Raw genomic sequence first — 13,605 nt, 5'->3', positions numbered from 1 at the left:
AGCGCACCAGCAGCCGAGGTGAAGTACTTCTGCGCCGCCTCCAGATGCTGCGGCAGTTTGCTGGTGGCGGTCTTGAAACCCTCATTCGCCGCACCCGTCCAGTTCATCAAGGACAGATCGCTGAGCTTGTCCTCACCGTCCTTGAACGCCCCCGCATACGCACGAAGCTTGACCGCCAGAGCCTCAACCGTCCCCGGCGAACCAGGAATCACATCCGACGGCTGCGCATGAGCGGGTATGCGCTCGGCCGCCCCACCCTCCATGGCGTCCTTCTGCGTCATGCGATGGGCGCCTTTCCTCCGCCTTCGGTCACCCAGCCGGGATTGTCACCGTCGACGCGGTACCGCCCCGGACCGGGGACGTCTCCGGTGACCGTGGTTCCGTCGTCGTCCATCCAGGGCTCCTGGTAGATCTCCGGTGGCGGATCGAACTTCGGGCGGTAGCCGTCCTTCCATGCCTCCATCCCGTGCTTGCCGAACGGGAGTTTGGCGATGTTGTCCTCGGTCGGGGCGAAGTCCTTGATACGCAGCAGGTCGGCCAGCATGTAGGCGGCGAGCACCTGTTGCAGCGTCTGCACCACGACCTGGGCCTGGTCGTGCACCCGGCCCATGCCGAAGCCCCAGGAGTGGAGCATCGTCTCCGAGGAGGAGTAGATGTCGAACTCGGCGGCGTTGGCGATGGTCTCCGCCAAGCTCTTCCAGTCCTTCTTGATCTTCCCGGCGGCGAGGACCGACTCCTCCAGCGGGGTCAGCACCTTGCGCACCGAAGCGATCTCCACGCGGTAGCCATCACCCGGCTGCGGGCCGTCCCCGGCCGTACCGCCCCCCTTGTCGTGGTCGGTCATCGGCCGTCCTCCGATGCCTGCCGCGCGGCGGAGCCGTCGCCCATGCCGCCCCCGTTGTCCAGGTCGGCCACGTCGTCCAGTGACCGTGCGTCCAGCACCATCGTCTTCGGGCCCAGCGGGTCGACCAGAGCACGGACTCCCTCCGGGAGCAGCTCCAGCACGTCCTCGAGCGTCGTCGAAGCCCATGCGCAGACGCCTGCGAACAGCGCGAGCCGCTCCAGGGACGTGAAGACCGGTACAACCGGGCCCTCCTGCGTCTCGGAGACCAAAAAGCCCGGCTCGTCCGGTCGTTGGAAGTACAGCCGGACCGAACGCACCGCTGTCAACCGTTCCGAACGAGACATCGAGGCAATCGCCTCATCGCGCACCAAATCGCGCAACGACATGTCTTTCCCCCGTATCACTCCGACGCCACAGGCGCGAGAACACCTGTCGGACATCGTCCCACATGAGGACCCATGGGCCCTTCTGTGATTGCCACAACATGCCCTCTGACCATGGCTTCCTCGAGAGCGGCCAACCGCGGGCCGAACGCTCTTGGAGCGGCCTCGTCCACCACGACGCCGGTCCGCGCCGTACGGTTCCCGAAGGTCCCAGCAGCGACTTCCGAGTGGCGTATTTCGCACGGCGTCCTGTGCCACGACGGCCGTGCGCCCCGTGCGCGGGCCGTGGCCCGGCTCCCCGTTACGCTACGAACCGATCTTGCAGTAGCCGGTTCGGGGCGGGACCGGAGGAAAGGAACCCCATGCACGTGGTGAACGAGGACGAACTCCACGACGAGTTCTTCCCGTCCATACCCTCCCCGGAGGACTCCGCCCGCTGGCAGGCACCCACCGATCTGGAACAGCACCTGTACAAGCTGAGCCGGCGGGACAACGGGTACGCCTATCTGCGCACGCTCGCCACCGAGGGGGTGTACTACCCGGTCCGGCTCGACCACGCCCGCGAGGCGGCCGAGGGCGAGCATCCGATGCTGACCGTCGACACCTCCGACGGCCGGGTGGTGGCGCAGGTGTACACCGCCGGTGTGCTGCCCCGGCCGCATCCGTACCTCGTCTACGAGTACGCCACCCTCGGCATGCTGGCCCATATCGTCCCCGACCACGTGGACGTCCTCGTGGTCAACGCGGCCACCCCGTGCGAACAGTACTTCCTGACCGACGCCGATGAACGGGACGTCTGGCTCGACCTGCACACCGAGCTCTTCGCGCCGGACGACCTGATGGACCGGGTCATCACCCGGCGCACCAGGGTCCCCGGCCCCGGTCCGCTGCTGCACGGGCTGGCGTGCGGTGCCCATCTGTGCTTCCGCAACGGGGACGCCTGGAACACCGCGCACTGGCACGGTATGGGCTACCGGGGCGAGGTGGAGCGGATCTCCCGGGACTGGAGCGTGCACAGCCGTGAGGACTGGCTGCGGATCCAGGAAGACCTTCTGGAGCGGGAGTTGAGCTCCTCCTTCTGGAACCACGTCCTGGAGGCGCGCACCATGCCGCTCCGGGGCGCGAACGGCTCCACCGACCACTGGCGGGACTCCGTGGAGGCGTCACTGCACGCCCGTGCCCGGCAGACCGGCACCCCCACCGACGACACCCGCTTCAGGCGCCTGGTGGCGGAGGCGAGGGAACTGGTGGGCACGATCCTGCGGTACGAGGCCCGCTTCCGCGCGGACGGTCTGCTGCCGCCGGACGGGATCGTCCGCTCGGCCGCCGCCTGGGACATCGGCCGCGCGTCCAAGATGGCCCGCTGGGGTCTGGGCGCGCGGTACGCCACCGAGACCGAGGCGCACACCGCGCTGGAGCGCGCGTCCGCACGGGCCCGTACCGTCTATCGCTCGTGGGAGGAGTTCTCCGCCGGTTACATCCTCGGGCGGTGCCTCCACTTCGACGAGGAGCACTTCGGATCCTGGTACACCACCGTCCTCGACGCGCACCGGGAGCTGACCACCGACCCCGACAGCCCCTGGCTGACGGTGCCGTTCAGCACGCCCTGACGGGCTCCCGGGCACCGCCGGTGTCTTCCGTGGCCCGCCGCGGCGTACTCGACGGATGTCACGCGGCGATCTGCTCGCGTACCGCGGCGGTCAGCCGTTCCGCACGGGCCACCAGGGTGGGGACCCGCGCCGCCGCCGCGGTCAGCTCCCCGTAGACGAGCTCGTCCCGTACCCCGCCGAGGTTGATCTCGACCTTGACCCTGGCGGTGGTGGCCGCGGCCCGCGCGGCCTCCGCCGCGGCGGCCACATCGCCGATGACGGTGCGGTTGGCCACCGGCAGCAGCTCCTCGGCCAGCTCCACCACCACCTGCGCCACCCCGATCACCTCGGCCGGTGGTGTGGCCGCGGCCGCCAGCGCCCGGGCGATCCCCACCGCCCGCGCGGCCCGCGCCTCATCGGTGTCCTGGGGCAGTTCGTGGGCCTCGGCCACCGCCGTGAAGGCCGCGGTGTCGGTCTGCGCCAGCCGCAGTGCGTCCTCGCGCAACCGGTCCGCCTCGGTGGCCACCCAGGCGACGGTGTCCCGGTGCTCGGCGTACCCCTCACCCGTGCTGTGGCGGGCCACCCTCCCGACCAACGCGGCGGCCTGCGCCGCGTGCAGTGCGGCGACGGCTCCGCCGCCGGGCGCCGGTACCCGGGCGGCGAGTCGGGTCAGGAAGTCGTCGATCGTCCGATCACGCATGAACCCTTCGTCCTCCCGTCAGGGAAACAGCCCATGTGCACCATCCGCCCCCGAATCCTCCCACGCCGAGTCGCCGGGGCGGGGCTTCCGCGGCCACCCGCGCCGGGCCGCGTATGGCGATCCATGGACCGGCACTGGGCGCGGCGGGGTTGACCTGGTACAAAGGCCACTCGAATCCGGCAACACCGCAAGACCGAGAAGAGGCACCACCCATGACGATGTGTCGATTCTGCGATGACCCGTCATGCTCCGGCGGCGCCGGATGCGAGGGGAGGTCGGTGTTCGAATCCGGTACCGCACCGGCTCCCGGGTCCCCCGTCTTCCTGCCGTCGGCTCCGTCCCAGCCCGACCCCGACGCGGTGGCCGCGTTCGACCCGGAGCGGATACGGTCCTCCGGCACCCCGGGACGACGACGGCGCGCTCAGGCGGCGGGTCCCGGAGACCGGGAACCCCGCCGTGGCGGCCGGGTGCGGATCGTGGCCGTGGTCCTGGTCGCGGCCACCACCACCGTCGCCGTCCTCCTCTATCCGGACGAGGAGACACCGAACACCTCCTCCTCGCCGACCCGCGCCGCCACATCGGTGCCCAGCCTCCCGCGGGACACGGCTCCCGCGGCCACCACCTCGCCCAGCAGCCACCGGCCGTCGAAATCGCCGAGTCCGTCGGCCACACGGGCCAAGAAGGCGCCGCACCGGCGGGCCGCACCCACGGCGTCGAAGTCCCCCACACCCACCCACAGCAGTGCGCCCCGCGTCGCCGCGTACGCGTACGTCGGGGTCCGGTCGAGGCTCTGTGTCGATGTGCCGCACCAGGAGGGCATGCCGCTGCGCCTCGCGCCCTGCGCGGGTTCGAGCGGTCAGACGTTCACCTACACGGAGGCGGGGGAGCTGCGGGTGTACGGGGACACCTGTGTGACGGCGACGGGGGAGGAAGGCGCCCTGGGAGCACCGGTCGTCCTCGCCGGGTGCGGTGGCGGGGACCGCCAGCAGTGGCGGCTCGAAGGCGACGGCACCATCCGCCAGCACGGGACCTGTGTCGACGCGTTCAACGGATACAGCGACCCGGGGACACCGCTGCAGATGTGGGAGTGCGCGGCCTCCACCAACCAGCAGTGGACCCGCACCGCACCGTCCGCCTGACACCGACGGACGTCCGCCGACTACGTGCCGCCGAGGAGCAGCACTGCGAAGTCGTCCGCCGCCAGCTGGTGTGCGGTGCCGGCCCAGTCGGCGGTGAGCTGAGCGATCTCGTGCTCGTCCAGGGCGATGTCCCGCCGGTCCGCCGGGGTGCGTTCTGCCCGGGGTGTGATCACCACGAGTGTGCCATCGGGACGCAGCAGGTCCGCGAGCGTACGCAGGGTGCGTAGGCGGTCCTTGAGGAAGGCGTAGACCAGGCGCAAGGTGATCAGGTCGTATCCGTCGTCACTCAGCCCGGACAGGTCGTCACCCTCGATGTCCCGGTACAGCCAGCGCACGTTCGCGGCCCCGGCGCGCTCCACGGCGGCCCGCCGGACCGCGCTGGGGGCGAAGTCGACGGCATCGACCTGGTAGCCGAGCTCCGCCAGATGGGCGGCCAGCTCCCCGGTGCCACAGCCGACGTCCAGCGCACGGCCGCCGTCCGGTGGGGGCGTGTGCACGGAGAGCAGGGCTCTCTCGGCGTCGCTCAGGGGACGGAATCCGCGGCCCCCGGCGTAGTGCTCATCCCATTCACTCCGTACGACACACCCCAAGGCAGGGCCTCCTCTGACGTGGATGGTCAACGAACCGGGCCGGATATCGAACACATGTATTTGAGTCGAGGTGCGATCGGCATGACGGAGCGATCGACGGGAGGTGCAGCGGCCACGCGCCCTTGCCTCACCGGGATCGGCCCGGAGCCACGATGGCCGAAACGCCGCGCCTGATGCGCACGTGACGGATGGGGCACCGGTCAGCGGCCGTCGAGGAGCAGGTGCAGCAGGGTGACCACGCCCACGCCGACCAGGAGCGCGGTCCCGAACGAGGGGTGCTCGAAGGCGATGTACACGGTGACGCCGCCCGCCAGCAGTAGCAGCGCCATCCGCTGGTCCATACGACCGTTGTGACCGTTCATGAGCCGGGGCCCTCCCGAAGCGATACGGGCCCACCCGAAGGGCCGGGCGTGCCTCATGGAGGGGAGAGCCGGTCCCGGCGGAACCATTACGCGGGTTCGGCGTCCGGCATGGTGTGACGCTCGTCACCAGGGCGGCGGGTGGCTCGCTACACCCCGCAGCCGACCACGGCGGACGATGTCTCGACCAGGTCCCGAAGCTGGGAGCGGGCGGTCACACCCAGCTTCGGGAAGCTCCGGTAGAGGTGGGAGCCGACCGTACGCGGGGAGAGGAAGAGGCGCTCGCCGATCTCCCGGTTGCTCAGCCCCTGCGCGGCCAGCCGGATGATGTGCTGCTGCTGCGGGGTCAGCGAGGTGAGCGCGTCCGGTGCGGTGGGGGTGGAGTCGACCCCGGCGGCGCGCAGTTCGGCGTTGGCCCGGTCGATCCAGGGACGGGCGCCGAGGCGGCGGAACATCTCCAGCGCGGTGTTCAGCCCGGTGCGGGCCTCGGTGACGCGGTGGCGGCGGCGCAGCCACTCGGCGTGGTCCAGGAGGATCTGCGCGCGTTCGAAGGGCCATTGGACTCCGACGGGGTCACTCAGGGCCGTGTCGAAGTGCGGCTCGGCCCGGTCCGGTTCGAGCAGCGCACGGGCGCGGTGGAGGAGGATGCGCAGCCGCGGTGACGGCTCGTCCGCGACCCGTTCGGCGGTGCGTTCCACCACGACGGCGGCCTCGGCGCCGTTGCCGGTGCGTACGGCCGCCGCCGCCAGTTCGGCGATCGCGGGGAGGGAACAGGCGTAGTGGACGGGGTTGCCGTCGGCCGTGAACAGCAGCCGGAAGTGTTCGTACGCGCTCATCTGGTCGCCGTCGGCCACCGCCGCCATGCCCAGGGCCCAGCGCGCGCGTACCGCGACCGCGCGGCTGCGGTGCGGATCGATCAGGGACAGTGCCGCCCCGGCGCCGTCGCGGGCCTCCGCGGTCTGCCCGGTGAGGGCCAGGACGGCGGAGTCCAGCGACCGTACGGCGGCGTCCAGGTGCGGCAGCCCGGTCCCGGCGGACGTGCTGTTCGCGGCGGCGAGCCGGGCCTGCGCCCAGAGTCCGTGGTCCAGATAGGCCCATCCGGCCGAACAGCCCAGCCCGGTGGGCAGCGCGCCGCGCAACCGCCAGCGGTGGAGCGCGTCGTCGAAGATCCGTACCGCGAGTGCGGTCTCGTCCAGCAGCCACGCCATGGCACCGAGCGAGGTGAGCACGGCCGGGTCCCCGCCCGCCCGTTCCATGAGTTGCGGCAGCGCGGCCACCCGCTCGGCCCTGTGCTCGGTGGGGTCGGTCACCGCGAGCGTCCACGGGTCGCCGTCGGCCCGTGCCCGCACCGCGAGCCGGTGTTCCTCGTCGCCGGAGTAGAAACCGGCCACGGACGCCGTGGCCACCGCGATCCGGCGCAACTCCGGGGCTTCCGCCGCCCGCAGCAGCGAGGACAGCGCGCCGTCGTGCTCGGCGGTCAGCGTGAGCACCTGCCCGACCCGCAGCGACGCCTCCGCCACCAGGGCCGGATCGTCGGTGAGCGCCGCCGCGCCCGCGGCGAGCTGACGCACCCAGCCCGGCTGCCCGGTGGAGGCCGCCGCACCGGCCGCGCCCACCAGACGGCGGGCCCGGTCGTACGCGCCGGGGCTCAGTCCGGCGGCGCGTTCCAGCGCGGTGGCGGCCGCGGTGTGGCCACCCCGCTCCAGGGCCCTGGCCGCGGCCCCCTCGAGCGCGGCCGCGATCTCCTCGTCCGGCTCCTCCGCGGCGGCGGCCAGATGCCAGGCACGGCGGTCGGGTTCCGCGGTGAGCGACGCGGCGAGCCCGCGGTGCGCCGCGCGCCGGTCGGCCAGCGGTACCGAGTGGTAGACGGCGGACCGGATCAGCGGATGGCGGAACCGGGCCCGTCGGCCCCCGCCCGCACCGCCGGTGATCTTCAGCAGCCCGGCGGCCTCGGCCGGGGCCAGTTCCTCGATCCGGCCCGGTACGGCCCGGTCGTCCGCCGCGACCAGGAGGAGTGCCCGCCGGGTGGCGTCGGGGAGCGCGTCGAGGTCGGCCGCGAAGAGCCGCAGCAGCCGGTCGGTGGGCGGCAGCAGCTCCTCGTCGGCGGTGTCCGTACCGCAGGCGCCGTACGCACGGGCCAGTTCGACCAGGGCCAGGGGATTGCCCGCGGCCTGGTCGAGGATGCGCAACCGGCGGCCGCCGGTGGGCGGGTGCGGCTGCCGGTCCAGCAGGAGGCCCGCGGCGGCGGTGTCCAGCGGAGCCAGCGCAAGCGTGGGGAACCCGGCGAACGGCGCCGTGGCCCCGGCCCCCATGGCCGTGCCGTCGCCCGTGGGGCTCCTGGTCCCGGCGAGCACCGCGAGGGGTTCGTCGTGGATGCGGCGGGCGGCGAAGGCCAGTGTCTCCAGTGTGCCGGTGTCGACCCACTGCACATCGTCGACGACCACGAGGAGGGGTGAGCGGCGGGCGAGTTCGGAGAGCAGGGCGAGGAGCGCCACACCGAGCAGCAGCCGGCCGGGCGGTCCGGACCCCGCGGATTCCCCGGCCCCGGTACGTCCGGTGCCGGGGTCCTCCGGGTCCGCGCCAGCCGGGTGCGCGCCGTCCGGGACCGTGTCCATCAGCCCCATCGCGCCCAGCAGTGCGGACCGCTGTCGTGCGGGCAGCGAGGCCGTCTCGTCCAGCACCGGTCGCAGAAGCTGGTGCAGCCCCGCGAACGGCAGGTCCACCTCGCTCTCGCTGCCCGTCATCCGCAGTACCCGGCCCCGGCCCCGGTGCCGCTCCGCCGCGAGGTGCAGCAGTGTGCTCTTGCCCGCGCCCGGTTCGCCCGTGAGGATCAGAACACCGCTGGTCAACCCGAGCACGGCCGCGCTTTCGCTCTCCCGCCCGACCATGGTCACCGTCCGACTCTAACCCGCGTCCTGCCGCACACCGTCCGACTGCGTCCCACAGGTGCAGTCGGATGACTGATGCCTCCGCCACCGCTGCTGTCGCAGGCTGGGGGCATGGACACCATCACCCTGGGAAATGTGGAGATCACCCGTGTGGTCGAGCTGCCCACCAAGGGCCTCGCACGCGATTTCATCTTCCCCGACGTGGGCATCGAGCACTGGCGCGCCCATGAGCACTGGCTGGCCCCGGAGTTCCTCGACCCCGCCGCGGACGAGATCCGCACGATGATCCAGTCCTGGCTGATCCGCAGCGAGGGCAGGACGATCCTGATCGACACCGGTATCGGCAACGGCAGGGAACGCCCCGCCATGCCGGTCTTCCACCAGCTGAACACCGACTACCTCGGCAATCTGGCCGCGGCGGGGGTCCGCCCCGAGGACGTCGACACGGTGATCTGCACCCATGTGCACGGTGACCACGTCGGCTGGAACACCCACCGGGTGGACGGCGCCTGGCGGCCCACCTTCCCCAACGCCGAGTACGTGATCTCACGGGCCGACTTCGACTACTGGAACCCGGCGAACGGCCACCGGACCCGCTCCGGCGACCGGAACGCGAACGTCTTCGAGGACAGTGTCACCCCCGTCCACGAGGCCGGACAGACCGTGCTCTGGGAGGGTGACCACCACGACATCGGCGGTGGGCTGCGGATCGAGCTCGCGCCCGGCCATACGCCCGGTTCCGCCGTCGTCTGGCTCGGCTCCGGTACGGACCGGGCGGTGTTCGCGGGCGATCTGCTGCACAGCCCCCTGCAGATCGTCGAGCCGGACTGCTGCCCGTGCTTCGACGAGGACGAGGCAGCGGCCCGTGTCTCCCGGCGCAGGGTGCTGGAGGAGGCCGCCGACCGGGGCGCCCTGCTGTTCCCGGCGCACTTCCCCGGTCCCGGCGGGGCCGAAGTGCGGCGTGAGGGCTCGCGGTTCACGGTCAAGGAGTGGGCGGCGTGGCGGTGAGGGTGTTCCGCAACATCCCGTATGCGGCAGCCCCCACCGGCGCCGCCCGGTTCGCCGCACCGGTCCCCGTGGACGGGGTCCCCGGCGCCGACGGACCGGGGCCGACCGCCCCGGCGCCCGACCGGAGCTTCGCACTCGATCTGGGCCCCGTCGTCGGACCGGGCTGGGTGCGTGGTGAGGACTATCTGACGCTGAACGTCTGGACCCCGCGCACCGACGGCGGGACACCACGGGCCGACCGCGGGGCACCGGTGATGGTGTTCGTGCACGGCGGCGGTTTCGTCTCCGGCACCGGCCAGGCACCGCTGTTCGACGGTACGTCCTTCGCCCGTGACGGTGTCGTCCTGGTGACGCTCAACTACCGGCTCGGCGCGCCGGGTTGGCTGGATCTGCCGGACGTACCGCGCAACCGGGGCCTGCTCGACGTGATCGCTGCCCTGCGCTGGGTGCGGACGCATATCGCGGAGTACGGCGGGGACCCCGGCCGCGTCACGGTGTTCGGGCAGTCTGCGGGCGCGATGATCGTCAGCGCGCTGCTGGTGACGTCCGAGGCGGCCGGGCTGTTCCATCGCGCGATCAGTCAGAGCGGTGGTCTGCATACGCTCACCGGCGAGGAGGCGACCGAGACCACCCGGGCGCTGGCCGACCGGCTGGGGGTGCCGCCGACCGCCGGGGCGTTCGCGGCCGTCCCCGACGAACGGCTGGTGTCCGCGCTCGCCGGGGTGCCGGGGAGGGGATCACGGCTGTCCCCGCTGGGTGTGGTGATGGACGAGGCCGGACCGGCGCTGCCGGCCGATGTGCTGGTGGGGACCAACACCGAGGAGTCCCGGCTCTACCAGCGGCCGGAGCACACCGCGGCCATCGACGCGATGTTCCGCGACGCCCGGAACCGTCTGGTGGCCCGGTACGAAGGGGCGTTCAGCTACGACTTCGACTGGCGTGGCGGCCCGCTCGGCGCCTGCCACACCGTGGAGCTCCCCTTCGTGTTCGACAACACGGAACTGCCCGCCCTCCGTACCGCCGACGGCCTCCTGGGACCGGACGTCCCGGCCGCGCTCGCGGCGGAGATGCACGGTGCCTGGGTGCGGTTCGCGGCGACCGGTGACCCCGGCTGGTCGGGCCACCGGACCTTCCGCTAGCGTCCGCTCCCCGGCCCCGGCCCCTGAAGTGCCCTACAGGGGCCGGGGCCGGTACGCCTCGATGAGCTTGTCGGTCAGGGCGTTGATGCGGTGGTCGACCGTCCGGCGGGCGGGATCCTCGTCGTACCAGGCGACGATCTCGCGCGCGCCCCGGGAGAACGGGATCCGGGCGGTGAAGTCCGGCACGATGGTGCGGATCTTGGAGTTGTCGAACACCATCGAATGGGTCTTGTCGCCGAGCAGTTCCTCACCCCAGCGGCTGTCGGCGGCGGCGATGGCGTCGGACGGTATGTGCACCAGTCGCGGTTCGACGCCCGCGGCCTCGGCCATGGTCAGATAGATCTGATTCCAGGTCAGCGCCTCGTCCCCGGTGATGTGGAAGGTGTCGCCGAGGGTCTCCCGGTGTCCCAGGAGCCCGGTGAACGCGCGGGCGAAATCGGTGTGATGGGTGAGCGTCCACAGCGAGGTACCGTCGCCGTGCACCATGACCTCCTGGCCGCGCCGCATCCGGTCCACCACCGTCCAGCCGCCGTCGAAGGGGACTGCGGTGCGGTCGTAGGTGTGCGACGGACGGACGACCGTGACGGGGAAGCCCTGGTCGCGGTAGGCCCGGGTGAGCAGGTCCTCACACGCGATCTTGTTGCGGGCGTACGCGGAGAAGGGGTTGCGCAGCGGAGTGGACTCGACGATCGGCAACCGGCGCGGCGGCGTCTGGTAGGTGGCCGCCGAACTGATGAACACGTACTGGCCGGTGCGTCCGCCGAACAGGTCGATATCGGCCTGGACATGCTCGGTGGTGAAGTTCAGGAAGTTCACCACGACGTCGAACTCGTGGCCGCGCACGGCGGCGCGTACCGACTCCGGGTCACGGGCGTCGGCCGTGAGGGTGTGCGCACCGGTGGGGACACCCCGGAGCGAGCTGCTGCTGCGGTTGAGCAGATACAGCTCGGCGCCGAGCTCGGTGGCCCGCCGGGCGCAGGCCGAACTGATGACACCGGTACCGCCGATGAACAGGACCTTGAGATCGTTCACCGTCACTCCCCGGGGAACCGGTTGCCCACGGCGCGGCGGATCTCGTCGAGGGTGCGCATGATGCGCAGCGTCTCGTCCAGTGGCATCAGCGCGGACTCGGTACGCCCTTCCGCCGCACACCGCGCCACCTCCGCGGCCTCGAAACACAGTCCGCCGTCCAGCCGGGGCGGGGTGTACACGTCCAGCACCCCGTTGTCCCGGCCGATCAGCCGGACCGGGGTGGGCGCGTAGAAGTCCCCGTCGAGTTCCAGGCGGGCCCGGGTGCCGGTGATGGACGCGGTGGTGGGGGTGCGCGCGAAGAGGGTGGTGTTCAGCAGGGCGTGGGCCCCGGCGGCGTTGGTGGCGACGATGGACACCTGGCCGTCGACACCGGTGAAGGCCGGGGTGCCGACGGCGGACACCGTGGCGAACTCACCGAGCACCAGGGACGCGAACGACACCGGGTAGACGCCCAGGTCGAGCAGGGCGCCACCGGCGAGCGCCGGTGCGTACAGCCGATGGGTCGCGTCCGGCACCATGTACTGCCCGTGGTCGGCCACGACCGTCCGGATCTCACCGAGGGCGCCGGAGTCGAGCACCTGCCGGACGACGTCGATATGCGGCAGGAAGCGGGTCCACATCGCCTCCATGAGGAAGACGCCCCGCTGCCGCGCCGCGGCGATCAGCCGCGCCGCCTCCTCCGCGTTGCGGGTGAACGCCTTCTCCACCAGGACGTGCTTGCCCGCCTCGATGGCGTTCAGCGCGTGGGTGAGGTGCTCGGAGTGCGGCGAGGCCACATAGACCACCTCGACACGGCTGTCCCCGAGGAGGTCGTCATAACTCCCGTAGGCGTGCGGTATGTCGAAACGGGAGGCGAAGGCACGGGCCCGGCCGAGGTCGCGCGAGGCGACCGCGACAATGCGCTGTGCCGTGTGGCTTTGCACCGCTTCGGTGAATGAGGAGGCAATACCGCCGGGTGCGATGATGCCCCAGCCGAGACTGGGGACTTTCATCGGGTCCGGGGTACGTGGCGGGGGCAGTGACCGGTCGCGCGATGCATCGCGGCCTTGTTCATCGGCGTGGAGAAGACTCGCCACGGGCCCACCCTCCTGTGAAAAGGAAAACGCCGGTGATGCCGTGGGTACGTACGCTCTCCGGCCGGCGGTGTTCACCCAATCCGATGTCTCCCGGCCGGCGCAAGCCCCTTCCGGGGACCGGGATCGCATCCCGGCCGGGGCGCCGGGCCGGATCAGCTCCTGATCAGCTTGACCGCGAGTTCATAGACCTCTTCACGGCTGCGGTCCCCGTGGTCGGCGGCCAGGAAGTGATTGCCGACCAGGAGCGAGAAGGAGAGCATGCAGCGCGCCTCGACCTCGTCCTCGTCGTCGTAGCGCTCGCGGAACAGGGAGCGCAGATAGTCCATCCGCCGGTTGTCGACGCGGCGCAGCCGGTCCGCGACCGCACGGTCCCGCCGGGCCCAGTCGCGGACCGCGAGATCGATCGCCAGCAGCCGGCCGCCGGAGGCCAGCTCACCGGCCTTCCGCATCCTGGCCTCGGTGTCACCGCCCTCGTGCTCGACGCGTGCGAGCAGATCGTCGACGCTTTCGCGCTCCCAGGTGTCGAGCATCTCCTCCAGCAGGGCGCTCCGGTCGGCGAAGTAACCGTAGAAGCCGCCCTTGGTGACCCCGAGGGATTTCGCGAGCGCTTCGACACGGACGGCATCGGGACCGCCGTCGGCGAGCGCCCGCAGTCCGGTCTCGATCCATTTCCCGCGAGGCGTTCGGGTTTCGGCGCCCATGGCTCTTCCCGTCCCTGTTCCTGGTATTCGTCCGTGTGCCGGTATCCGGCGGTGCCACCGGGCGCCGCCATCTGCTATACGGTACCGTATATATGGCGCCCGTCGGAGGCCCCGGAAGGCCGCCGATGGCCGCGACCACGGCTTCATCTGCTGATAT

14 protein-coding genes are annotated in these 13,605 nt (G+C 71.6%); 4 read left to right on the top strand and 10 right to left on the bottom strand.

Annotated elements, in window-relative coordinates; genetic code table 11:
- The 3 genes from NMK44_RS35230 to NMK44_RS35220 form a co-directional block, all read right to left on the bottom strand.
- Positions 1–281: putative T7SS-secreted protein (locus tag NMK44_RS35230; protein ID WP_254744297.1), on the bottom strand; the 281-nt coding region annotated here is incomplete at its 3' end.
- Positions 278–844: a hypothetical protein gene (locus tag NMK44_RS35225; RefSeq protein WP_254750893.1), complete on the bottom strand. Its 567-nt coding sequence runs from the start codon at positions 842–844 to the stop codon at positions 278–280. The genes NMK44_RS35230 and NMK44_RS35225, both read right to left, overlap by 4 nt.
- Positions 841–1,230: an SseB family protein gene (locus NMK44_RS35220; RefSeq protein ID WP_254750891.1), complete on the bottom strand. Its 390-nt coding sequence runs from the start codon at positions 1,228–1,230 to the stop codon at positions 841–843. Before NMK44_RS35220 ends, NMK44_RS35225 begins: the two co-directional genes overlap by 4 nt.
- Positions 1,231–1,589: 359 nt before the next feature.
- Between NMK44_RS35220 and NMK44_RS35215 the strand changes: the two genes are divergently transcribed.
- Positions 1,590–2,837 carry a DUF1266 domain-containing protein gene (locus tag NMK44_RS35215; protein ID WP_254750889.1) on the top strand — a complete coding sequence of 416 codons (1,248 nt, stop codon included), beginning with the start codon at positions 1,590–1,592 and terminating at the stop codon, positions 2,835–2,837.
- A 58-nt stretch (positions 2,838–2,895) separates the two neighbouring features.
- Here NMK44_RS35215 and NMK44_RS35210 read toward each other — a convergent pair whose 3' ends face one another.
- Positions 2,896–3,516, bottom strand: a complete 621-nt coding sequence (locus NMK44_RS35210) for a cyclodeaminase/cyclohydrolase family protein (protein ID WP_254750887.1) — start codon at positions 3,514–3,516, stop codon at positions 2,896–2,898.
- A 278-nt stretch (positions 3,517–3,794) separates the two neighbouring features.
- On the opposite strand from NMK44_RS35210, the gene NMK44_RS35205 reads away from it, so the two are divergent.
- Complete coding sequence (locus NMK44_RS35205; protein ID WP_254750885.1) at positions 3,795–4,655, top strand: RICIN domain-containing protein; 861 nt, start codon at positions 3,795–3,797, stop codon at positions 4,653–4,655.
- A gap of 20 nt (positions 4,656–4,675) precedes the next feature.
- Here NMK44_RS35205 and NMK44_RS35200 read toward each other — a convergent pair whose 3' ends face one another.
- From NMK44_RS35200 to NMK44_RS35190, 3 genes are all read right to left on the bottom strand, one after another.
- Positions 4,676–5,152, bottom strand: coding sequence for a class I SAM-dependent methyltransferase (locus NMK44_RS35200; protein WP_254750883.1), 477 nt, complete (start codon positions 5,150–5,152; stop codon positions 4,676–4,678).
- 293 nt (positions 5,153–5,445) lie between these two features.
- Positions 5,446–5,607, bottom strand: a complete 162-nt coding sequence (locus tag NMK44_RS35195; RefSeq protein WP_254750881.1) for a hypothetical protein — start codon at positions 5,605–5,607, stop codon at positions 5,446–5,448.
- Positions 5,608–5,753: 146 nt separating this feature from the next.
- Entirely contained in the window at positions 5,754–8,492 is a 2,739-nt protein-coding gene (locus tag NMK44_RS35190; RefSeq protein ID WP_254750901.1) for a helix-turn-helix transcriptional regulator, read from the bottom strand.
- Between the two features lie 111 nt (positions 8,493–8,603).
- On the opposite strand from NMK44_RS35190, the gene NMK44_RS35185 reads away from it, so the two are divergent.
- Positions 8,604–9,500: an MBL fold metallo-hydrolase gene (locus tag NMK44_RS35185; protein WP_254750879.1), complete on the top strand. Its 897-nt coding sequence runs from the start codon at positions 8,604–8,606 to the stop codon at positions 9,498–9,500.
- Positions 9,491–10,639, top strand: a complete 1,149-nt coding sequence (locus NMK44_RS35180) for a carboxylesterase/lipase family protein (RefSeq protein WP_254750877.1) — start codon at positions 9,491–9,493, stop codon at positions 10,637–10,639. The genes NMK44_RS35185 and NMK44_RS35180 overlap by 10 nt, the downstream gene beginning before the upstream one ends.
- A 33-nt stretch (positions 10,640–10,672) precedes the next feature.
- Here the strand turns inward: NMK44_RS35180 and NMK44_RS35175 are convergent, their stop codons facing one another.
- The 3 genes from NMK44_RS35175 to NMK44_RS35165 form a co-directional block, all read right to left on the bottom strand.
- Entirely contained in the window at positions 10,673–11,671 is a 999-nt protein-coding gene (locus tag NMK44_RS35175; RefSeq protein ID WP_254750875.1) for an NAD-dependent epimerase/dehydratase family protein, read from the bottom strand.
- A 2-nt stretch (positions 11,672–11,673) separates the two neighbouring features.
- Positions 11,674–12,663, bottom strand: a complete 990-nt coding sequence (locus tag NMK44_RS35170) for a Gfo/Idh/MocA family protein (RefSeq protein WP_254750873.1) — start codon at positions 12,661–12,663, stop codon at positions 11,674–11,676.
- Between the two features lie 236 nt (positions 12,664–12,899).
- Positions 12,900–13,448, bottom strand: coding sequence for a TetR/AcrR family transcriptional regulator (locus NMK44_RS35165; protein ID WP_254750871.1), 549 nt, complete (start codon positions 13,446–13,448; stop codon positions 12,900–12,902).
- Between the last annotated feature and the right edge of the window lie 157 nt (positions 13,449–13,605).

This window comes from Streptomyces cucumeris, from assembly GCF_024295805.1.
Taxonomy (GTDB): Bacteria; Actinomycetota; Actinomycetes; order Streptomycetales; family Streptomycetaceae; genus Streptomyces; species Streptomyces cucumeris.
Note: the sequence above shows the minus strand (reverse complement) of the source record. Positions and strands in the feature narration are given on the sequence as shown.

Excerpts from the sequence above, each read along its gene's own strand:
- NMK44_RS35225 (WP_254750893.1), bottom strand. The coding sequence starts at position 844 with ATGACCGACCACGACAAGGGGGGCGGTACGGCCGGGGACGGCCCGCAG.
- NMK44_RS35220 (WP_254750891.1), bottom strand. The coding sequence starts at position 1,230 with ATGTCGTTGCGCGATTTGGTGCGCGATGAGGCGATTGCCTCGATGTCT.
- NMK44_RS35215 (WP_254750889.1), top strand. The coding sequence starts at position 1,590 with ATGCACGTGGTGAACGAGGACGAACTCCACGACGAGTTCTTCCCGTCC.
- NMK44_RS35210 (WP_254750887.1), bottom strand. The coding sequence starts at position 3,516 with ATGCGTGATCGGACGATCGACGACTTCCTGACCCGACTCGCCGCCCGG.
- NMK44_RS35195 (WP_254750881.1), bottom strand. The coding sequence starts at position 5,607 with ATGAACGGTCACAACGGTCGTATGGACCAGCGGATGGCGCTGCTACTG.
- NMK44_RS35190 (WP_254750901.1), bottom strand. The coding sequence starts at position 8,492 with ATGGTCGGGCGGGAGAGCGAAAGCGCGGCCGTGCTCGGGTTGACCAGC.
- NMK44_RS35185 (WP_254750879.1), top strand. The coding sequence starts at position 8,604 with ATGGACACCATCACCCTGGGAAATGTGGAGATCACCCGTGTGGTCGAG.
- NMK44_RS35170 (WP_254750873.1), bottom strand. The coding sequence starts at position 12,663 with ATGAAAGTCCCCAGTCTCGGCTGGGGCATCATCGCACCCGGCGGTATT.
- NMK44_RS35165 (WP_254750871.1), bottom strand. The coding sequence starts at position 13,448 with ATGGGCGCCGAAACCCGAACGCCTCGCGGGAAATGGATCGAGACCGGA.